At 57.4% G+C, this 20,260-nt stretch carries 16 protein-coding genes and 1 pseudogene; 7 read left to right on the forward strand and 10 right to left on the reverse strand.

The window, feature by feature from the left end:
- Positions 1-4 precede the first annotated feature (4 nt).
- Positions 5-388, reverse strand: coding sequence for a Rid family detoxifying hydrolase (locus ACTG2S_RS15415; RefSeq protein ID WP_005344164.1), 384 nt, complete (start codon positions 386-388; stop codon positions 5-7).
- Positions 389-639: 251 nt separating this feature from the next.
- Between ACTG2S_RS15415 and ACTG2S_RS15420 the strand changes: the two genes are divergently transcribed.
- Together ACTG2S_RS15420 and ACTG2S_RS15425 are read left to right on the forward strand one after the other, a co-directional pair.
- Complete coding sequence (locus ACTG2S_RS15420; RefSeq protein WP_167569613.1) at positions 640-1,935, forward strand: amino acid permease; 1,296 nt, start codon at positions 640-642, stop codon at positions 1,933-1,935.
- 193 nt (positions 1,936-2,128) lie between these two features.
- On the forward strand, positions 2,129-4,135 hold the full coding sequence (locus ACTG2S_RS15425; RefSeq protein ID WP_439982810.1) for a methyl-accepting chemotaxis protein: 2,007 nt from the start codon (positions 2,129-2,131) through the stop codon (positions 4,133-4,135).
- A gap of 446 nt (positions 4,136-4,581) precedes the next feature.
- Here the strand turns inward: ACTG2S_RS15425 and ACTG2S_RS15430 are convergent, their stop codons facing one another.
- Together ACTG2S_RS15430 and ACTG2S_RS15435 are read right to left on the reverse strand one after the other, a co-directional pair.
- Positions 4,582-5,223 (reverse strand): MBL fold metallo-hydrolase, encoded by a 642-nt coding sequence (locus ACTG2S_RS15430; RefSeq protein ID WP_012766294.1) that lies wholly within the window; start codon positions 5,221-5,223, stop codon positions 4,582-4,584.
- 239 nt (positions 5,224-5,462) lie between these two features.
- Positions 5,463-6,731, reverse strand: a complete 1,269-nt coding sequence (locus ACTG2S_RS15435) for an IS1380-like element ISEcp1 family transposase (protein WP_439982813.1) — start codon at positions 6,729-6,731, stop codon at positions 5,463-5,465.
- A gap of 236 nt (positions 6,732-6,967) precedes the next feature.
- Here ACTG2S_RS15435 and ACTG2S_RS15440 point away from each other — a divergent pair, with 236 nt between their 5' ends.
- Entirely contained in the window at positions 6,968-7,255 is a 288-nt protein-coding gene (locus ACTG2S_RS15440) for a hypothetical protein (RefSeq protein WP_005334401.1), read from the forward strand.
- Positions 7,256-7,335: 80 nt separating this feature from the next.
- Here the strand turns inward: ACTG2S_RS15440 and ACTG2S_RS15445 are convergent, their stop codons facing one another.
- Both ACTG2S_RS15445 and speA read right to left on the reverse strand, forming a co-directional pair.
- Positions 7,336-7,524 (reverse strand): hypothetical protein, encoded by a 189-nt coding sequence (locus ACTG2S_RS15445; RefSeq protein WP_005334402.1) that lies wholly within the window; start codon positions 7,522-7,524, stop codon positions 7,336-7,338.
- Between the two features lie 270 nt (positions 7,525-7,794).
- Entirely contained in the window at positions 7,795-9,696 is a 1,902-nt protein-coding gene (gene speA, locus ACTG2S_RS15450; protein WP_005344160.1) for a biosynthetic arginine decarboxylase, read from the reverse strand.
- Between the two features lie 1,014 nt (positions 9,697-10,710).
- On the opposite strand from speA, the gene pepT reads away from it, so the two are divergent.
- Together pepT and ACTG2S_RS15460 are read left to right on the forward strand one after the other, a co-directional pair.
- The gene (pepT, locus tag ACTG2S_RS15455) at positions 10,711-11,934 is read left to right on the forward strand and encodes a peptidase T (protein WP_216948937.1); all 1,224 of its coding nucleotides are present in this window, start codon (positions 10,711-10,713) and stop codon (positions 11,932-11,934) included.
- A 202-nt stretch (positions 11,935-12,136) separates the two neighbouring features.
- Positions 12,137-13,846: a lysophospholipid acyltransferase family protein gene (locus tag ACTG2S_RS15460; RefSeq protein ID WP_274160333.1), complete on the forward strand. Its 1,710-nt coding sequence runs from the start codon at positions 12,137-12,139 to the stop codon at positions 13,844-13,846.
- Between the two features lie 114 nt (positions 13,847-13,960).
- Here ACTG2S_RS15460 and ACTG2S_RS15465 read toward each other — a convergent pair whose 3' ends face one another.
- The 4 genes and pseudogenes from ACTG2S_RS15465 to ACTG2S_RS15480 all read right to left on the reverse strand — a co-directional run bounded on the left by ACTG2S_RS15465 (position 13,961) and on the right by ACTG2S_RS15480 (position 16,949).
- Complete coding sequence (locus tag ACTG2S_RS15465; protein WP_043821170.1) at positions 13,961-14,269, reverse strand: SelT/SelW/SelH family protein; 309 nt, start codon at positions 14,267-14,269, stop codon at positions 13,961-13,963.
- Between the two features lie 77 nt (positions 14,270-14,346).
- On the reverse strand, positions 14,347-15,471 hold the full coding sequence (locus ACTG2S_RS15470; protein ID WP_107685101.1) for an adenosylhomocysteinase: 1,125 nt from the start codon (positions 15,469-15,471) through the stop codon (positions 14,347-14,349).
- A gap of 182 nt (positions 15,472-15,653) precedes the next feature.
- The gene (locus ACTG2S_RS15475) at positions 15,654-16,391 is read right to left on the reverse strand and encodes a hypothetical protein (RefSeq protein WP_274160334.1); all 738 of its coding nucleotides are present in this window, start codon (positions 16,389-16,391) and stop codon (positions 15,654-15,656) included.
- Positions 16,391-16,949, reverse strand: a pseudogene (locus ACTG2S_RS15480) (YceI family protein). The gene ACTG2S_RS15475 and the pseudogene ACTG2S_RS15480 overlap by 1 nt, the downstream one beginning before the upstream one ends.
- A 109-nt stretch (positions 16,950-17,058) precedes the next feature.
- Between ACTG2S_RS15480 and ACTG2S_RS15485 the strand changes: the two are divergent.
- Positions 17,059-17,961: a LysR family transcriptional regulator gene (locus ACTG2S_RS15485; RefSeq protein WP_274160335.1), complete on the forward strand. Its 903-nt coding sequence runs from the start codon at positions 17,059-17,061 to the stop codon at positions 17,959-17,961.
- A gap of 55 nt (positions 17,962-18,016) precedes the next feature.
- Here ACTG2S_RS15485 and ACTG2S_RS15490 read toward each other — a convergent pair whose 3' ends face one another.
- Positions 18,017-18,433, reverse strand: coding sequence for a hypothetical protein (locus ACTG2S_RS15490; RefSeq protein ID WP_247823129.1), 417 nt, complete (start codon positions 18,431-18,433; stop codon positions 18,017-18,019).
- Between the two features lie 67 nt (positions 18,434-18,500).
- Here ACTG2S_RS15490 and ACTG2S_RS15495 point away from each other — a divergent pair, with 67 nt between their 5' ends.
- A complete protein-coding gene (locus ACTG2S_RS15495; RefSeq protein ID WP_274160336.1) occupies positions 18,501-20,231 on the forward strand; it encodes a formate--tetrahydrofolate ligase in 1,731 nt (576 codons plus the stop codon).
- The last annotated feature ends 29 nt before the right edge of the window (positions 20,232-20,260 follow it).

Genomic DNA, 20,260 nt, shown 5'->3' on the forward strand with positions numbered 1-20,260 from the left:
AGCATTAACGAGCGATATGGGCGATCGCTTCCACTTCAACCTTGACGCCCATCGGCAGATCCTTCACTGCGAAGCAGCTGCGCGCCGGACAATCTTTCTGGAAATAGGCTTTATAGACCTCGTTGAACGCGGCAAAATCGCTGATCTCGGCGAGGTAGCAGGTGGTTTTGAGCACGGTATCCAGCGAGCCGCCAGCGGCTTCCAGCACGGATTTCAGGTTTTCCAGTGACTGGCGGGTCTGGGCGGCAATCCCCCCTTCCACCACACCACCCTGCTGCTTGCAGACCGGCAACTGACCGGAGGTAAAGATAAGGTCGCCATAGGCAGTGCCGTGGCTGTAGGGACCGATAGCGTCAGGTGCCGCTGCTGCTGTGATGATGCGTTTCATATAGCCACTCCTGTTTGTGCAATTTTTTTTGCAATCATGAATCTCATTCCGTTCAACATTATTTGCTTTTTATTTTATCCATTCAACAAAAAGATACAAAAATGGCGTTTAAAGGCACCTTTCGGCCTCAATATAAACCGTGATCACCATCCTGATTTGAACAAAAGTACTCTTATGGGCATTGTTTATGACGGTTTTATTCAACTATATTTGCGCCGCTTTACCACATCCCTACAAAAAAGAAGGTTTTAATGGACGCGCATAGCACTACACTCGCCAGCCCCGTGATAGGCACGCTGGAATGGAAAGAAGCGGTTCGCTTCGACAGCACCGACTGGGGCTGGATCATCATGAGCATCGGCATGGCCATCGGCGCAGGGATCGTCTTCCTGCCGGTACAGGTGGGTCTGATGGGCTTGTGGGTCTTTCTGCTCTCGGCGGTGATCGGCTACCCCGCCATGTACATGTTCCAGCGCCTCTTTATCAACACCCTGGCCACTTCGCCGGAGTGCAAGGATTACCCCAGCGTCATCACCGGCTACCTTGGCAAGAACTGGGGTGTGCTGCTCGGCGCGCTCTACTTCGTGATGCTGGTGATCTGGGTCTTCGTCTACTCCACCGCCATCACCAATGACAGCGCCTCCTTCCTGCAGAGCTTCGGCGTCACCGACGGCCTGCTCTCCGAAAACCCGCTCTACGGTCTGGTGCTGATATGCGGTCTGGTGGCTCTGGCCTCGCGCGGCGAGAACCTGCTGTTCAAGATCTCCACCTTTATGGTGCTGACCAAGATCAGCGTGGTGGCAGTGCTCGGCCTGATGATGGTGGACAAGTGGGATGCGGCCAACATCACCGCCATGCCCGCTGCCGGTGACTGGATGAAGGATGCCATCATCATGCTCCCCTTCACCCTCACCTCCATCCTCTTTATCCAGAGCCTGAGCCCCATGGTGATCTCCTACCGCTCGCGGGAAAAGTCGCTGGAAGTGGCCCGCTTCAAGGCGATGCGCGCCATGAATATCGCCTTCGGCATCCTGTTCGTGGTGGTGTTCTTCTACGCGGTCTCCTTCACCCTGGCCATGGGTCACGATCAGGCGGTCAAAGCCTCCGAGGAGAACATCTCCGCACTGGCCATGGTGGCGCAGGGGATGCCCGGCCAGACCCTCAAGCTCCTGAGCCTCACCCTCAACATCTTCGCGGTGATGACCGCCTACTTCGGCGTTTACCTCGGTTTCCGTGAAGCCTGTCAGGGTCTGGCGATGAACCTGCTGCGCCGCGTCATGCCGGAAAACCGCATCAACAAAGGATTGGTAGGCAAAGGGATCATGGTGTTTACCGTCATGCTCTCCTGGGGCGCCATTGTGCTCAACGCCCCGGTACTGAGCTTCACCTCCATCTGCAGCCCCATCTTCGGCATGGTGGGTTGCCTCATCCCGGCCTATCTGGTCTATCAGGTACCGGCGCTGCACAAGTACAAGGGCACCTCCCTCTACATCATCATCGTCACCGGCCTGCTGCTCTGCGTCTCGCCCTTCCTGGCGTTCAACTGATCGGTTTCCCCTTATCGACCGCGGGTCACCTTCGGGTGGCCCGTTTTCTATTGGTGCGGCTGACCGCGCCTCCGCCCGGAAGTAAAAAGCCAAGGGGATCACAACTTGCAACCGGCCATCACCCAAGGGAGGCCGCTCGGAGTACTATTCAGGCAACACGACTCACGCCCGCACTCAGGTATCGAGGCCTAATATGAAATGGATTTTCAACCCCGCCATCCGGCTGGGCAACCAGCTCTCTTTCAAATACAAATTTCTGCTCTGGTCCTGCCTGATGCTGCTGCCACTGGCGTACAGCATGACCAATCTGCTGGGGCGGCTGCAGGATGACAACGTCCAGGCCAACCGCGAGCTGGCGGGAGTGGTCAATCTCGCCCCCGTGCCCGCTATCGAGCAAGCCCTGCTCACCCATCGCAATCTGGTGACCCGTCACGCCCATGAGGTGGATCCGGTCGGTGATGATCAGCTCAAGGCAGCCGCACAAGCCGTTGATCAGAGCCTGCAAGCCTTTGCCGACACCCGCCAGAACACCCCCTCCTTTGAGGTGATCCAGCTGGGCTGGGCCGCCCTGCAGAGTGAAGCGGGCAAGCTGGAAGTGGAGCAGAGCAACCTGCGTCACGACAAGCTGCTGACCGAGGTGCGCCACCTCTACAAGCACATTACCGCCAGTAGCAGCCTGATCCAGGATCCGGCGCTCGGTACCTACTACATGGTGATCCTCGCCAGCGAGCGGTTGCCGCAGCTGCGCGACCTGCTGGCTCAGGTGCGGGATCGCGCCGCCACCATCGCCGATTTCGGCCTGTTTCAGGCAGAGGGCTACAGCGGCCTGCGTTTTCGTCTCGACCTTATCAGCGCCACTCTGCAAGAGCTGGAGGCCGATCTGACCCTGCTCTACCAGATTGAACCCGCCTACCGCGCCGAGCTGGGTCAGCAGACCGATGCTCTGATACAGCTGGTGCGTCAGGGGGTCGAGACCATGGAAAACAAGATGATGAAGGATCAGCTGGTGCAGCTCTCCACCAAGGAGGTGCAGGCACTGGGGGATAAGATGGACGAGGCTATCACCGCGCTGGCAGGCCAGGTACGCCAGCGGCTGGAGGCCGACCTGCATCAGCGGCTGGCCGCCAACCAGCGCCACTTCTGGTGGGTCACCGCGCCGCTGACCGCCAGCTTGCTGCTCTACCTCTACCTGATGATCGGTGCCTATCTCTCCCTGCGCGACACCGTAGGGCGGGTGCGTGATATCGCTGCTCGGGTCAACGCCCAGGATCTCAGCCAGCATATCGAGATCGTCGGTCAGGACGAGCTGGCCGCCATCAGCCGGGATTACAACGTGACGCTGGAGACCCTGCGCACCCTGATGCTGCGGGTGCGTGAAAATGGCGTCACCGTGGTGGAGAGCGCTACCGAGATCGAAGCGCGCACCTGCCGCTCGCAGGAGGTCATTGCCGATCAGCAAGGGGAGACCCATCAGGTCGCTACCGCCATCAAGGAGCTGGCCGCCACCTCACAGGACATGGCGGGCAACGCCCTGCAAGCGGCCCGCATGACCCAGGAGGCGCAGAACGTGGTCGGTCAGGGCGAGGATGTGGTGGAGCGCACCATCAAGGCCATCGACCATATCAACCGCGAAGTGCTGCGCACCGCCGACACCATAGGCCAGCTGGAGCAGCAGTGCAGCCAGATTGGTGGCGTCATCAGCGTGATCCGCGGCATCGCCGAACAGACCAACCTGCTGGCCCTCAACGCCGCCATCGAAGCGGCCCGGGCCGGTGAGCAGGGTCGCGGCTTTGCAGTGGTGGCCGACGAGGTGCGGTCTCTTGCCAACCGCACCCAGGGGGCTACCGTCGAGATCCAGCAGATGATTGAACAGCTGCAATCCGGTGCCCGCGCCTCGGTCACCGCCATGTCGGCGGCCAGCCATGAAGCGCAGGAGGGGGTCGGGCTGGCGCAGGAGGCAAAGCAGGCTTTTGGCGCCATCACCGAGAAGGTGGATCGAATGGTCGATACCAACGCCATCATCGCCAGCGCCATCGAGCAGCAGGGCGCAGTGGTCAACGAGATCGAACGCAACGTGGTGCGCATCTCCGATGGCAGCGACGAGGCGTTGCAAGTGGCCAACGCCGCCCGCGATGCCGCCCGCCAGATCCACCAGCTCACCGAACAGCTGCGCGCCATGGTACAGAGCTTCGTGCTGTAACAGAGCGCTGACAAGCCGGGCTCAACGTGAGCCCGGCATTATCCCGGTCTCGCATCTCCCGACAACATCTAGGTTGAGCGGATCATTCAGAAAATCGCAGCTCCCACTTGCCGGGCAAACGCCAACAAAGTAGTCTCGAACGAAAACAAAATGCGGCATTCCCGACACGCACTCTCGATGATGTCGAGGGAAACCAAGCCGTCTGCGAACCACAGATTAAAACCCATATAATGCGCCTACTTATCAGCCTTTGGGACGTTGGGACGGTATTTTTCACTATATACCCCCAAGTTTTTAGACATGAAAAAAGCTCGATATATTATAAATATATCGAGCCTTTAAGTTACTGTTTTTCAATATCGTTCAAAATCTTGATAATTACAGTATACGGTTTTATGAAGTGGTATATTTGCAAATGCTTATTTTGCAAGGTCTATTTGCTTGATTTATCCTACAATCGTAATGCAAAACCCATGACCGGAAGCAACGAACTTAGGTTCAATCTCACTCAAATCCGAGGATAGCTTTTGTCCGGATTCTTGATTGGGCAATGTATCTGCGCCGCTTGATTTTACCGCTGCGTCCCAACTGCTTTCGATAACTTGTCCGTGATTCTCACCCATGCCGAACATGAGGTCGCTGCTAAAGAAAATACCACGTTTCTTTTCAAAAAATAAAAGTCCTTCCCACATATGCATTTCAGATGGGTAACTGATAGCTTGAAATTCAAAATCATCTCCGGCAAATATTTCATTCGGCTTTTTAATAAGCACATTGTTAGTAATACCAAACCCCATCAGTTGTCTTGCTGTGGTTTCGGAACAAACCGCGACAGCTTCGGGATGTTCTTTGAGAACCAAAGCAAGTCCGCCACATTCGTCTGATTCAAAATGAGAAATTAGAATGTATTTTATTTTGCGTTCACCGAGCAACTCTTGCAACTTAGGAATGGTAGTTTGCGCTTGTGATACGGCTCCGGTCTGAATGAGAACAGGCTCATTTGTCATCAATAAGTATTGGTGCATTGAAAGCTTAATCGGCTCCATTACCTCTGTAAATTGGTATAAATCTTTGATAATCTCTGTCATTGTCAAAACTCCTTTTTCTATTTATAGTCTAACCTAAATTCCACGTGTGTTTTTTATTAGCTTCAAAAATCACTATTTCACGAAGAATTTAGACTGCTTCTCACACATTGTAACATTATTTACAACCACCTTTCAATCATTTTTGATAAATCATTGATTTCATCTTTGCTGCAATGATACTTAATAAACTCTGCAAGTTATCCACAGAGCAACACTCAATTTTATTGATGATATTCTTATTATACCAGACATTTTTCATACACTCCCTTGTACGGATAGTTTTCCGACAACTTCATGATTACATATCTTGCGGTTTTGATTATTTTTGCTGCAAGAAATACATACTTCAAACGAAAGGTCTTTATTTGCTGTCTGTATTCTGAAGAGTCCAAGGAATCAAACTTGAACAACAAAAATAGGTTATATGAAAGCATCATCATTTGAAACACGGCTTCATTCGCCCAAAATGACTTTAGCAAGAGATGACCCACCGCCATGTCGTATTTGGCTTCTTTGATATAGTTTTCAGCATTACCACGCTTTTCATAGTATATAACTACTTTTTCAGAAAGCAAGGTAGTATTTGTTACAAAGAAAAAGTAGTCGTATTCGGAACCTTCTAAAAGTGATAATTGTGCTCTTTCTTTTTCTGGTTTCAGTACGCGAGATACGACAAATCTTCTGTCTTTTTCCCATTTAACTAATTTTGTATACAGTTCTGTAGTTTCTCTACCTTCTTCTCCTTTAACGAATACAATTGATGAATTCGTTGCTTGTGAGGTGAGTGTAGAATAACTTTTGGCTTTAATTAAATATTTGCATCCAAGAGATTCTATCGTTTCGATAATTTTTTCATCAAAGTAGCCACTATCCATTCGAAATAAAATTTCTAAATCGTCTGATTTGATGTTAGCAACAATTTCTTTGATCATTTCCGCAGCACCGTTTGCAGTGTAAGTATTGCCACTTCTTACAAATCCGGTAACATATGCTTTTAATTCGTCGCAAAATGCAAATTGGATATTGTAGCATCGGTTTCCCAGTTTCTTAGGATTATATCCTTTTGACGCACCTTCTTGATGACCTTCTACGTTAATTACACTACTATCAATATCAATCGTAATGGATGTCAATTTACTTTTAGTGAGCAGTTTTTTAAAGACTTTAAAATTAATGTCTCTAAACATTTGGGTTGTCTTGAAGTTGAAGTTGAAGTTTCCTAGAAACCGTGACACTGTTTCAGGTTCTTTTACGGAAATATCAAACTCGTTGACGAGGGGATCATTTTGAAGTAGCTTTAGACGTTCTAACTTATCAATGCCAATGAAGTGACCGCAGAGCATGGTCTTTATATGATTCATCTTGATTTTATTTGTTGAGTCATTATCAAATACGAGGTCATTTTCAATAAAATCAAAAATCCCATTGCTTTTTGCATTCTCAAGGAGCAGAAAAAGACCTGCATTTGATGTTAGATTCTTAGCTTTGAAATCAATTTTATTAATCATAATTAGAACCCCTTTTTACTACTTTTCTTACTATTATTTTACCATATATCGAGTCATAAAAGCTGATAATTTAACATATTTTTGAGCACTTTTCTTTCACCCAATGGGTGAAAGCTGAATTTCGAAGGAATGCATATTTATCAAGGCTTTGATTATGCTTTTTGAAGTACTGACGTAGAATCTAGGTAAAACCAGCGTCACATCATCTATCACCCGCTTCAAGCGAGGATTTACCCATGGCCAGATACCAGTTTTTTACCATTCCGGCATCCAATCGGCAGCAATACACCTTTATCGACATGGCATCTCCGACTTTTCTGAGTGAAAAGGCGGCACTGCTGACCCAAGGATTCGAGGTGGAGGAGGACTTTATTGACGCGACCACTCCACGGGAGGCCGTCGAGAAGTACCAATCCAATTTTCTCTATGTGGCGGATGAGATAGGCAAGTCCGATAGCAGCTACGCCGCGGCCGTCGCCATGCTGGAGATTGGCAAGGGGTTATTGGGCAATAAAAACCGCTGAGATAAGGTATAGCGGTGAAGAGTGGTGGCCATCGTGGCAACGCGCCCGATGGCCATATGGCAAGATATCAATTCGGTAAGTCAGAAGCGCCCCAGCTGCTGGAGCATCTCGATCAGCTCCTCTTCGCTGCTCGGCTCATAGGCCAGCTGAAGGCTCGGCGCGGCGCCTCCCATCAGCATGTAGACGTTGGTGCTGCAGTGGTCGTAGTGATACCACTTACCGTCGATACAGACGTCGGTATAGCATCTCGGGTCCCTTTTCAGTTCCATATACACATCCTTTTGTTACATCCCATCAACATCACTTCTGACCGTAAAATAACCACCGAGGTTCACGCTTGATGCAGATCAAGGGAAGCGACTGAAAGGGACAGATATCAGCCAGATCTGTGGCCTGCGGATGCCCCGAGCCACCATAGTTATCCGAATGAAGACAGGCCGAGTGCCCCGTCATATCGCCGGATGATCCCCGGTAACAAAAACGGCGCCCGCAGGCGCCGTTTTTCATTTTCCCTCAAAAGCGAGGGGCAAACATAAGGCTTATTCGTCTTCCAGATAGGCGTAGCCTTGCAGGCCCAGCTCCAGCTCGTCGAGCAGGGCTTTGCGAGTGGCATCGTCCAGCGCCGGGTGAGCGGCGATCCGCTGGTAGTTTTCGCGGATCACGGACGGGTCGATGTTGACGTAACGCAGCAGCTGGTCGACGGTGTCGCCACGCACCACGTTGCGAATGTCCATCTTGCCCTCTTCGTCCAGCCACACTTCCGCGCAGTGGGTGTCACCGAACAGGTTGTGCAGATCGCCGAGGATCTCCTGATAGGCACCGACCAGGAAGAAGCCGACGTGGCACTCTTCGTTTTCGCCATAAACCGGCATCGGCAGGGTGCTCTCGACCCCCAGACCGTCAACATAGTGCTCGACCTGACCGTCGGAGTCACAGGTAATATCCATCAGGATACCGCGACGGCTAAGCGGACGATCGAGGCCGGCCAGCGGCATCACCGGGAATACCTGACCGATACCCCAGGCATCCGGCAGGGACTGGAACAGAGAGAAGTTGGCAAAGCACTTGTCCGCAAGCTTTTCACTCAGTTCGTCAGCCAGCGCACGGTGGTTGCGGTTGACCGGGTTGAGCATCTCTTTGAGCGCCAGACAGGTGTTCTGGTGCAGCATCTCGGCCCAGGCACGCTGTTCAAGGTTCAAGAGGCCCATGGTGTACTGGGTATTCACGTCACCCAGATCTGCCACCGAGTCATGGAAGATCTCCAGCAGGGAGGGATCTTCGCTGCGCAGATCCAGCCAGCCTTTCCACATGTTCTGCAGAATGGTCGGCGCATCTTCGTCCGGCGCGCTGATGTCGTTCATCTCCACACCTTCGGCACCAATGATATTGGTGACCAGCACGGCGTGGTGGGCAGTCAGGGCACGGCCGGACTCGCTGATGATGGTCGGGTGCGGCAGGTCGAACTCGCGGCAGACATCGCCGATGCCCCATACCACGTTGTTGGCGTACTCGGAGAGGCTGTAGTTGGCGGAGCAGTGGCTCTGGGAACGGGTTCCCTCGTAGTCCACACCCAGGCCGCCACCGACGTCCACGACTTCGATGTTGGCACCGAGGCGACGCAGTTCGGCGTAGAAACGGCCGCACTCGCGGATGCCGCCCTGAATGTCGCGGATATTGGCGATCTGGGAGCCCAGATGGAAGTGCAGCAGTTGCAGACAATCCAGCTTGCCCAGCCCGCGCAGACGCTCGATCAGCGCCAGGATCTGAGAGGCGGAGAGACCAAATTTGGACATGGAGCCACCGCTCGATTCCCACATGCCGGAGCCGGTGGAAGCGAGCTTGGCACGCACCCCGATGTTGGGCTTGATGTTGAGACGAGCTGACTCGTCCAGCACCATTTCCAGCTCGGAGGGCTTCTCCACCACGATGTAGACCTTGTGGCCCATCAGGTTGCCCAGGAGGGCGTGGCGGATATATTCGCGGTCTTTGTAACCGTTGCAGACGATCACCGAGCCTTGCTCATGGTGATGGGACAGCACGGCCAGCAGTTCCGGTTTGGAACCAGCTTCCAGGCCAAGCCGGGGCTTGTCGCTGTAGGACTGGCTGATGGTCTCGATGACACGACGCTGCTGGTTTACCTTGATTGGATAAACGCAGAGGTAGTCCCCTTCATAGCCTGACTTCTCGATGGCCTGACCAAAGGCGTTGAACAGCGCATCGACCCGACTCTTGAGAATGTCGGGGAAGCGCAGCAACACGGGGGTGGTCAGCCCGGACTGACGCAACTGTTCGATGGCGTCAGAGAGCACGATATGCGCGTCAGGGCGTGATTTGTCGGGGGCGACGGTCACATGACCGGCGTCATTGATATTGAAAAAACCCGCACCCCAGTAGGGAACGTTGTAGACCTTCAAGGAGTCCTTGCTGGACCAGTTAGTCATGGGCTATGCCTCGCAAATGAGCGACCCAAAGTCGCCTTCGTTACCCTCAATCACATCCAGACCATCTAGTGCAGAGTACGGCGAGCGCTGCCATCACGAGACGCAGCCACCCAAACCAGCGCTTTGCACATCGCGGCAAGCCAGAGGCTGCCTGGTGGATCTTGGGGAAGTAACGAGTCTTGATGTGGGGCTGGTGGCTTTACATCAAGCTCAACGGTATGCGGTGCCACTATGCCGTGGCGCCGCGGTACTTTGATGACAGACGACATCAGCCACGCCGTCAGTTCATCATTCGGCAGCGATCCCGACAGAAGGAGAGGGTTCCAAGGAAGAGAAGCGAAGGCGCCAGCACGCATGCGTGTTGATAGACGACAACAACCACAGCCCACCTCACCGTCAGTGACCGCCCATGACAAGGGAAGATGATGAGCCGGTGGCCCACTCGGTCAAATGAAAGATGAGAGTCTGTTGTTCTCCCTGATACCGGAGCCTAACCGGTATTAAAGAAACCATTCCCCAGCAGTGTCTGTCGTTTCTGCGTGCCTCGCCCTATAGGCGTATGATCGGTCGGGTTTCTGGCGGCTCTGCCTGCTTCAGGGTTGCCCTTGGATCGGCGCGGAGTGTACACACTTACCGCGGGCAGTGACAATAAAAAATAGTGTTCAAAATCCCCTTTTAATAAGTCGATCAAATCTTGCTGGCGGGCAGGCGGGCTCTGGGATGGCGCAGGTTATGCGACAACCCGGTTTCCCCTTGAAAAGTGTGTGAAAACGCCATGATTGGGCTGACGCCTTGCTGTGCGGTGGCTGAAGGAAATTTGGCCACCACCGCCAGCGCCTAAATATCGCAATAAATGCCACATTTATGCGATCTCCCTCCCGGACGTTGCCCCGCGCGCCGCACATTCGCCGCTCTCCCCTTGCGTCAAAAAATGGGAAAAACCTGCGCTGACGCAATGAGTGCACTACACAGATTGGCCACAATGACCGCTCACAATCGGTTAGAGGCTGACTAATGGATACCCTGCTTGAGCGTTTTCTGCGTTACGTAACTTTTCATACCCGCTCCGATGAGACCAATCCAGCCTGCCCCAGCAGCGAAGGCCAGCTGACCTTTGCCCGTGCCCTGCAAGAAGAGATGAAGGCGCTGGGGCTGAGCCAGGTCACCCTGGATGAGCACGGCTACCTCACCGGCTGCCTGCCGGGCAACCAGCCGGACGCCCCCGCCATCGGCCTGATTGCCCACATGGACACCGCCGACTACGAGGCGGAGCACGTAGTTCCGCAAATCATCGAAAACTATCAGGGCGGCGACATCTGCCTTGGCAAGGGTGACGAGGTGCTCGCCATCCGTGACTACCGCTTCCTGAAAAACTACCTGGGTCAGGACCTCATCACCACCGACGGCACCACCTTGCTTGGCGCCGACGACAAGGCGGGTATCGCCGAGATCCTCACTGCCATCGACCACCTGCAGGCCCACCCCGAGATCCCCCGCGGCGATATCTGGGTCGGCTTTACTCCGGATGAGGAGATCGGCCGCGGCGCCAACCTGTTCCCGCTGGAGAGATTCCCGGCCAAGTGGGCCTATACCGTGGATGGCGGCGAACTGGGCGAGCTGGAGTATGAAAACTTCAACGCCGCCAGCGCCACGGTGCGTTTTATCGGCAATAACGTCCACCCCGGCACCGCCAAGGGGAGCATGATCAACAGCCAGACCCTGGCCGCCCGCTTCCATGCCGCCATGCCTGCCGAGCAGACCCCGGAGTGCACCGAAGGGTATGAGGGCTTCTTCCATCTGGCCCAGATGAGCGGCACCGTGGAGGAGAGCACCCTGCACTACATCATCCGTGACTTTGACGACGAGCACTTCGCCGCGCGCAAGGCCGAGATGCAGAACCGGGTGGCCGCCCTGCAGGCCGAGTATCCCAAGGCCCGCATCGAGCTGACCCTGACCGACAGCTATCGCAACATGCGCAGCCAGATCGAGCCGCACATGCATATCGTCGAGCTGGCCAAGGCCGCCATGGAAGCCGCCGACGTGGTGCCGAAGATCAAGCCCATTCGCGGCGGTACCGATGGCGCCCGCCTCTCCTTTATGGGTCTGCCCTGCCCCAACCTCTTCACCGGTGGCCACAACTTCCACGGCAAGCACGAGTTCATCCCGCTGCAATCGATGGAGAAATCGGTCGCCACCCTGGTGGAGCTGGTACGCCTCACCGCAGCCTGGCGCGGTTAATCGATTACCATGACAACCAAGGGGGGAGCCGGTTAACCGGCGCCCCCCTTGCTATCTGGCCATCACCCATCAAGAAAGGGAAACCGGGGAGGGTCGCTCAGGAGCTACTGGCTGCCGCTGCCATCAAACTGTCATCCCGCTGACATGTCGCGGGAACAGTGCCACATCATGCTGGGAGCAACGGATCGCCGGAGCCCTCCAGATGTTCACTATCGATACCCTGCTGACCCAGCACTTCCCCCGCCTGCTTGGCTACCCCCTGCTTACCCCGTTGTTCAAGCGGCTGCTGGGCTGGCTGCTCAACGAACGTGCCTTTGCCGACTTTGCCGCCCGCTACCCGCACCTGCGCGGCCTCGACTTTGTCGAGCAGGCGCTGACCCAGCTCGATTTCGACTATCGGGTCAGCGAGGCGCAACTGGAGCATATTCCCGCCAGCGGCCGGGTCATTCTTGTTGCCAACCACCCCATCGGCTCGCTGGATGGACTGGCGCTGCTGCAACTGCTCGGTCGCATCCGCCCCGATGTGAAGATCGTCGCCAACCAGCTGCTGGCCCAGCTCGCGCCGCTGCGCCCTTTGCTATTGCCGGTGGACAATATGGAGGGCAAGACCGATCGACAGGCCATCCTCGCCATGAACGAACACCTCGCCCATGAAGGGGCGCTGGTGATCTTCCCCGCAGGCGAAGTATCCCGGCTTGGCCTCAAGGGGGTGAAAGATGGCCCCTGGCAGGCAGGCTTTATCAAGCTGGCCCAGCGCACCCGCACCCCGCTGGTGCCCATCCATCTGGGAGGGCGCAACAGCCTCTGGTTCTATCTCGCCTCCTGGCTCAACAAGCCCGCCTCCGCCCTGTTGCTGGTGCGTCAGCTGTTTCGCCAGCAGGGGCAGACCCTGCCGGTGACCATAGGGGCGCGCATTCCACTCGGCAGTTTTCAGGATCTACCCGCCAAGACGGCGGCGCGGCTGGTGCGTAACCACCTCTACCGGATTGGCCGTGGCAAGGCGGGACGGCTGCAGACCGAGGCCCCCATCGCCCTGCCGGAGGATCGCCGCCAGCTCAAACAGGCCATCGAAAGCTGCGAACAGCTCGGCACCACCCCGGATGGTCAGGGGATCTACCTCTACCGCCGCCATGAACTGAGTCACTCGGTGATCCTGCGCGAGCTGGGGCGACTGCGGGAGATCGCCTTTCGCGCTGTGGGGGAAGGGTCTGGCAAGCGGCGGGATCTCGATGGCTTTGACAACGACTATCACCACCTGATCCTCTGGGATCCGGCCCGGCTCGATATTATCGGTGCCTACCGGTTCGCCCCGGTGGCCGAGCTGCTGGCCAGCAAGGGGAAGGATGGCCTCTACAGCCACACCCTGTTCGGCTTTGAGGATAAGCTGCTGCCCCGGCTGGAGCAGGCCATCGAGCTTGGCCGCAGCTTTATCCAGCCCGCCTACTGGGGCAAGCGGGGGCTCGATTATCTCTGGTTCGGCATCGGTGCCTATCTGGCCCGCTATCCCCGCTACCGCTACCTGTTTGGCCCGGTGTCGCTCTCCGGCAGCCTGCCGCCGGCGGCCAAGGATCTGCTGGTGAGCTTCTACCGCCAGCACTTTGCCCCCGAGCTGGCGCTGGCCCCCTCCCGCCGTCCCTACCCCGAGACGCAACCTCTGTTCGAGGGGGTGGATTACGGCGCCGACCTCAAAGCACTCAAGGCCCGCCTCGACAATCTGGGCTGCGCCATCCCTACCCTCTACAAGCAGTACTCCGAGCTGTGCGAGCCGGGCGGCGTCCAGTTTATGGATTTTGGCATCGACCCCGACTTCAACCACTGCATAGACGGGCTGGTGTGGGTCGATGTGAGCCGCATCAAGTCCCACAAGCGGGCCCGCTATATCGGCAGTCATCTGGCCGAGTCGCACTTATAACCCTGCTGGAGCCAGGCGAACAGCCAAATGCAAAAAAGGAGAGAGAGGCCATCGCCTCCCTCTCCTTTCGCTCTCATGCTCAGCACCTTTTCGAGGCGCTCGGCCCATCTGGCGTTACTCGGCCGCCTTGCGATCCGAGTGGCCGAGATCCCGCTCAGGGGCGATGACGTCACGCACCCGCTGCTTGATCTCCTTGGCCTCGGGGAAGCCGTCATCGACCACCCGATCCCACACCTGCACCCCGCTCACCAGAATGCGGAACTCCCCCTTGCTGGCTGGCACCAGCGCCACCTCCCCCAGATCGCTGTCGAAGGTGGAGAGCAGCTCCTGCGCCAGCCAGGCGGCGCGCAGCATCCAGCGACAAAGGGTACAGTAGCGGATTTCGATGCGGGGTTTGCTTATAAGGGTTTCAGACTCGGTCATGAGTGACTCCATAAAAAATCGGCCAATGGCGGGAAGTGGCGTACCGCTGCCCAATGGCCGATCCCGGTTTGGTCAAATCAGTGCTGATCAACCCCATGAAAATCGGCCAGCCAATGGCGGGCAATGGTACGCATCGCCGATTCTGGCAGCTCGAACAGGCCGGGAGCAAGAGGGCCTGCCGCCAGCATCCGGATCCCTTCCATGATCTCCGCCAGCACCAGATAGACATATTCGCCAATCACGGCGCCATGGACGAAGTTGACCGCCTCACCCCGGTTGAGCAGGTAGATCTGGGTACCATCCGGCCGGTTGAGGGCCAGCACATGGGGGCACACCTCTTCGCTCGGCCACGGCAACTGGGCCAGCGAGAAGGCAAACTCGTCGTCGGCCGAGGTGACCGAGGCCACCATAGTGCCGGGGCGCAGCGCCTGCAGATCCGCCAAGTCCAGCGAGCCGTTGCCGGTAGAGCAGATCACCAGCTCGGCGCGGCTCAACGCCTCGGCCTTGGTGATCAAGCGAAAACCGTGAGAGAGCGCTTCGACCTGTCGCAGCACATCGGTCTCCACCAGCCCGAGATGGAGGTTGCGACAACGCAGGTCGCGGGCGATGCTGCGCCCCACCTTGCCATAGCCAAACAGCACGGCTTCGCAGACGTTGAAGGTACGGTTGAGGTTGCGGGCCAGCGACTCCGCGGAGTAGACCACGCTCAAACCAATCTGGATATCCTCGGCCTGCTTGAGGGGACTGCGTGCCACCGACACCACCGGGGTCGCCAGCACCTCCTGCTCATAGCGCTGATGGCCGTTCTCGGTCATCTCCACCACCCCGAGGAAACGGGGGCCGAAGTATTCACTCAAGATCACCTGAGTTTTGGCAAAGTAACCGCCAATATCGAGGATCAGCAACCGCTCGTGGGGGGCCACCAGCGGTGCAATCTGCTGGATGATACTGTCGGGATCATTGGTCCAGCGCCGGTTGAGGGGCAGCACCGGATAGTGCTGGGATACCCACTCCAGGGTCGGACCGTGTACCGATTTCGGTTTGGGCAAAATGGCGCCAATCCGCCCAATCCGGGAAAGCGCTTCGATAAAACGGGGGCGATCGGGAAGCAGGTGAGTGACCAGCAGAATACAGAGACCGTCGATGCGTCCCTGTCCGGTGAAATGGCGAAAAAACAGATGCTCAGATCCTTGACTGCGCAACTGTGGCCTCCTTATGTGCCGCAAAGCAGGCAAACAGAACCCGGCGCGGCCGGGTTCTGTGTGTGTCCAAATAAAATGAAAAACCTTTTTATCTGAAACACATAGGTGGCTCAATCATTATCTGCCAAGAGTATGAGCGGGTATGCAAAAATGACTGTAATTGCCTGTTTTTCATGCAAAAATCAGTACAAAGAAGCAGCAGGCCACACCCACCACAGGCTGAGCCCGGTTCCCGCGGCAGCAAGCAAGATCAGCCCACTCCAACGCACTGGCCACGGTTTGTCACGCAACGCCCACTCCAGCAGCGGCAGCAACCAGACCGGCAGCAACACCACCAGCGGCACCTCCACATATTGCCAGGCCAGCATCTGGACGAAGGCGAGTGCCAGCGCCAGACCGGCGGGCGCTATCCTGATGCCAACAAAGGTGGCGAGCAGGGCGCGAAAACCGGCGAAAGCAGCCAGAGCACCGGCCAGCTGGGCAATCAGCAGGCTGCCATCGATACCGATCACCAGCGCCAGCCAGATAAAGCCGAGAGCAAACCCGAGCCCCTCGCGGCTGTCACCGCGCAAGGTGCTCCAGCCAAACCAGAGGATGGCGGGCAGCAGCGCCAGCCAGACCCCGGGTTCGCTCACCAGTACCGAGGCCAATCCCTGCCACCACACCAGCGCACTGATCACGGCAAAGAGCAGCAGCGAGCCGCGCAGATCGTTCACCTGAGCCGCGATGACGGGGACCAGCAGGGTTAACGGCAGCCACTGCCACGCCTTGGCCGGAATACCATAGAGACCGCCGAGCAATGAGCCCACCAGCCAGAGCGCCAGCGCCCCCCACAGATACCCCAGTCGCGGCCAGCGCCACGATAGCAAAGCGGCTCCCAGAGGAGCCGCCAGGGTTTGCAGCAGAAGTTCCGCGCCCATTACTTGCGCACGCCTTCGACAAACAGGTTGATGTTCATCTCGTCCGGAATGCCGGGCAGCATGTAGCTCACGCCAAAGTCACTGCGCTTGATGGTGGTGGAGGCGTTGAAACCGCTGCGGTAGCCGCCCCAGGGATCCTTGCCTTCGCCAATTTTGACCAGATCGAAGGCCACTTCCTTGGAGGCGCCGTGCAGAGTCAGGGTCCCTTTCAGCACGCCTTTATCCTTGGTGCCCTCGTAAGCGGAGCTGACGAAGGTCATCTTGGGATATTGTTTCACGTCGAGGAAGTCAGGGCTGCGCAGGTGTTTGTCGCGGGCCTCGTGATTGGAGTCGACGCTGGCGGCATCCACTTCAAAGCTCGCCTTGGCGGCCGCCGGGTTGGCGTCATCCATGCTGAAGGTGCCGCTGAAGGTGTTGAAGCGACCCACCAGCTCGGAGAAGCCCAGGTGACCCACCTTGAACTGCACTGTGGTGCGCCGCATCCACATCGTAATCCGCCGCCATCAGAGGGGTAGCCATAAACAGGCAGGAGGCCAGCAGAGCCTTGGTCATTTTCATCCGTTCGTTCCTTCATCTTGGGGTTCACATCAGTGGTTAAAATGCTAACCTCGTTCTGAAGATGAATAATCAGTGATTTATTAAATTCATTATTTACTGAGGATGGAAAATGGACCAGATCGCCGCCATGCGCACCTTTATCAAGGTGGTGGAGTGCCAGAGCTTTACCAAGGCCGCCAACCAGCTCGGCATCTCGGTCGCCATGGCCTCCAAACTGATGCAGCAGCTGGAGGAGTCCCTCGCCACCCGGCTGCTGTCGCGCACTACACGCCAGGTCAATCCCACCGAAGCGGGGCAGTTCTACTACCAGCGCTCCCTCGCCCTGCTGGCGGAGCTGGAAGAGACCCACAGCCAGCTGACCCACCACAACCAGCAGCCCAACGGCACCCTCAAGCTCTCGGTGCCGATGGACTTTGGCTATCTGCACCTCTCCCCCGCCCTGCCGCTGTTTCGCCAGCGCTTTCCCGATCTCAAGCTCGATATCGAGTACAGCGACCGGCGGGTAGCGCTGGTGGAAGAGGGGTTCGATCTGGCGCTGCGGATCGGCCACCTCGGCGACTCCTCGCTGGTGGCGCGCCAGCTTGCCACCATTCGGGTCGAGCTTTGCGCCAGCCCCACCTATCTTGCGCGCAAGGGCAGACCGGAAAAACCCGAGGATCTCAAGCAGCACGACTGTCTGATCTACACCCTGACCCAGCCGGAGTGGCACTTCAAACGGGGAAGCGAGCAGCAGAGCATCCGGCCACAGGGGCCACTGCGGGCCAACAACGGGGTGGCGCTGACCCGCGCCGCTTGTGATGATCAGGGCATCATATTGCAGCCCACCTTTATCGTGGGGGAGGCCCTGCGGTCAGGACAGCTGATCAGCCTGCTGCCGGAGTGGGACAAGGGAGATGTGGGACTTTATGCGGTCTATCCGCACCGCCGCTTCGTCTCGGCCAAGGTGCGCTGCTTTATCGAGTTCGTGCAGGAGCGCTATCTCGCCCCGCAACAGTGGGATGCGACGACCTGATGGTCAACGCTGACGGTTTGCTCTGACTTTCCGGCCTGCTGGCCCGGCAGACAACCTAACGTTGGCTGGGGGCCGCTGCGGGGGCGAGCGTTGCCAGCAGACGCGCCTGCTCGAGGCTTAACTGCCAGCGTGGCAAACGGGTGCCTATCACCGAAAACTGCTGCTCACTGAGGGCATAGGGGAGCGCCACTTCAATCTCGGGGCAGTCAAACATGGCGGCCAGCTGCAGGATCAGAATGAGGTTTGCCTCGTCGGTCTTGTGCTTGTTGACCCGTTTGCGGATCTCGTGGCGCAGCTGGGTTTCGGGGTCCTGGGTCATCGCCTGCCAGCCGAAACCGAATAACGGCACCAGCGCGCTGACAATCCCCAGCGCCGTCATCGGCTGCTTGGGGGGATGATAGAGTGCGTTGAGATCCAGCCGAACAGGATTCTGACGAACCTCACCCTCACCAAATAAAATCGTTTTCGTCATTGGATTACCCGTTATATTCCACTAGACTGCGCCGCATATTTTACCCCGATATGCCAACGAGGTGCTGATGCTAAGCGATATCGAGATCTCCCGCCAGTCCCCCCGTCTCTCCATTCACGCGCTGGCCGAACGCCTCGCCATCCCCCAGCACCTGCTCAGCCCTCATGGCCACTACAAAGGCAAACTCAGCCTCGATCTTCTCACGTCTCAACCCAAGCAGAGCGGCAAGCTGGTACTGGTGAGCGCCATCACCCCGACCCCGCTCGGTGAAGGGAAGACGGTGACCACCCTTGGCCTCTCCATGGGGCTCAACCATGTCGGCCAGCCCAGCATCGCAACCATCCGCCAACCGAGCCTCGGCCCGGTATTCGGGGTCAAGGGGGGCGCTGCCGGTGGCGGCCACGCTCAGGTTGTGCCGATGGAGGAGATGAACCTCCACCTTACCGGCGATTTTCACGCCCTGACGGCGGCCCACAATCTGGCGGCGGCAGCCCTCGATGCCCGCCTGTTCCATGAGCGCAAACTCGGCGACCAGTTCACCGCCAAAACCGGCCTGCCGCGGCTCGATATCGATTCCGATAACATCCTCTGGCCGCGCACCCTCGACATGAATGACCGCGCCCTGCGCCACCTCACCATAGGTCAGGGGGGCGCTGCCGATGGTGTAGAGCGCAGCGATCGCTTCGTCATCACCGCCGCCTCCGAGCTGATGGCCATTCTGGCGCTGGCAAGCGATCTCAAGGATCTGCGCGCTCGTATCGGCCGCATCCAGCTGGCCCGCGATATCCACGGCAAGCCCATCACCGCCGAACAGTTGGAAGTAGCGGGCGCTATGACGGTACTGCTCAAAGATGCGCTGCAACCAACCCTGATGCAGACCACCGAGCAGACGCCGGTGCTGGTGCACGCCGGCCCCTTTGCCAACATCGCCCACGGCAACTCTTCGGTGATCGCCGATCGTATCGCCCTTGGTCTGACCGACTATGTGGTGACCGAGGCAGGTTTTGGCTCCGACATGGGGCTGGAGAAATTCTTCAACATCAAGAGCCGCCAATCCGGTATTACCCCCGCCTGCGTGGTGCTGGTGGCCACGGTGCGCGGCCTCAAGGCCAACAGCGGCCTGCTCGATATCCGCCCGGGCCAGCCGCTGCCAGCCAGCCTGCAAGGGGAAGATCTGCCGACCCTCAAGCAGGGCTGCGCCAACCTCGCCTGGCATATCCGGAACGCCCGCCGCTACGGGGTGCCGGTGGTGGTCGCCATCAACCGCTTCCCCACCGACAGCGAGGCCGAACTGGCGCTGCTGGCCCATGAAGCACAGCAAGCCGGTGCCTGTGACGCAGCCATCTCCAACGCCTTCACCCAGGGTGGTGCCGGTGCCAGCGAGCTGGCCCGCGCCGTGGTCGCTGCCTGCGAGCAACCCGGTAAGGTGAAACTGCTCTACCCCGACGAGGCGAGCCTCGACGCCAAGCTGGCGACCCTGGTGGAGTGCGGCTATGGCGGCCGCGGAGTGCAGCTCTCCGACAAAGCCCGCCAGCAGCTGGCACAGCTCTCTGCCGAAGGGTGGGATCACTTGCCCATCTGCGTGGCCAAGACGCCGCTCTCCATCAGCCATGACCCCGCTCTCAAGGGAGTGCCGACCGATTTCGAGGTGCCCATCGACGAGGTGAAGCTCTGCGCCGGTGCCGGGTTCGTCTATGCGCTGGCGGGCCCCATCATGACCATGCCGGGGCTGGGCAGTCTGCCTGCCTATCGCCATATCGATATCGATGAGAACGGCGAGATAGTCGGCCTGAGCTGAGCCCTTCCACAACGCCAGAAACAACAAGG

This window comes from Aeromonas sp. 82P, from assembly GCF_051919365.1.
Taxonomy (GTDB): domain Bacteria; phylum Pseudomonadota; class Gammaproteobacteria; order Enterobacterales; family Aeromonadaceae; genus Aeromonas; species Aeromonas veronii.

What these genes read in the sequence shown, in the direction of transcription:
- ACTG2S_RS15415 (WP_005344164.1), bottom strand. Translation starts at nt 388, where the DNA reads ATGAAACGCATCATCACAGCAGCAGCGGCACCTGACGCTATCGGTCCC.
- ACTG2S_RS15420 (WP_167569613.1), top strand. Translation starts at nt 640, where the DNA reads ATGGACGCGCATAGCACTACACTCGCCAGCCCCGTGATAGGCACGCTG.
- ACTG2S_RS15425 (WP_439982810.1), top strand. Translation starts at nt 2,129, where the DNA reads ATGAAATGGATTTTCAACCCCGCCATCCGGCTGGGCAACCAGCTCTCT.
- ACTG2S_RS15430 (WP_012766294.1), bottom strand. Translation starts at nt 5,223, where the DNA reads ATGACAGAGATTATCAAAGATTTATACCAATTTACAGAGGTAATGGAG.
- ACTG2S_RS15435 (WP_439982813.1), bottom strand. Translation starts at nt 6,731, where the DNA reads ATGATTAATAAAATTGATTTCAAAGCTAAGAATCTAACATCAAATGCA.
- ACTG2S_RS15440 (WP_005334401.1), top strand. Translation starts at nt 6,968, where the DNA reads ATGGCCAGATACCAGTTTTTTACCATTCCGGCATCCAATCGGCAGCAA.
- ACTG2S_RS15445 (WP_005334402.1), bottom strand. Translation starts at nt 7,524, where the DNA reads ATGGAACTGAAAAGGGACCCGAGATGCTATACCGACGTCTGTATCGAC.
- speA (WP_005344160.1), bottom strand. Translation starts at nt 9,696, where the DNA reads ATGACTAACTGGTCCAGCAAGGACTCCTTGAAGGTCTACAACGTTCCC.
- pepT (WP_216948937.1), top strand. Translation starts at nt 10,711, where the DNA reads ATGGATACCCTGCTTGAGCGTTTTCTGCGTTACGTAACTTTTCATACC.
- ACTG2S_RS15460 (WP_274160333.1), top strand. Translation starts at nt 12,137, where the DNA reads ATGTTCACTATCGATACCCTGCTGACCCAGCACTTCCCCCGCCTGCTT.
- ACTG2S_RS15465 (WP_043821170.1), bottom strand. Translation starts at nt 14,269, where the DNA reads ATGACCGAGTCTGAAACCCTTATAAGCAAACCCCGCATCGAAATCCGC.
- ACTG2S_RS15475 (WP_274160334.1), bottom strand. Translation starts at nt 16,391, where the DNA reads ATGGGCGCGGAACTTCTGCTGCAAACCCTGGCGGCTCCTCTGGGAGCC.
- ACTG2S_RS15485 (WP_274160335.1), top strand. Translation starts at nt 17,059, where the DNA reads ATGGACCAGATCGCCGCCATGCGCACCTTTATCAAGGTGGTGGAGTGC.
- ACTG2S_RS15490 (WP_247823129.1), bottom strand. Translation starts at nt 18,433, where the DNA reads ATGACGAAAACGATTTTATTTGGTGAGGGTGAGGTTCGTCAGAATCCT.
- ACTG2S_RS15495 (WP_274160336.1), top strand. Translation starts at nt 18,501, where the DNA reads ATGCTAAGCGATATCGAGATCTCCCGCCAGTCCCCCCGTCTCTCCATT.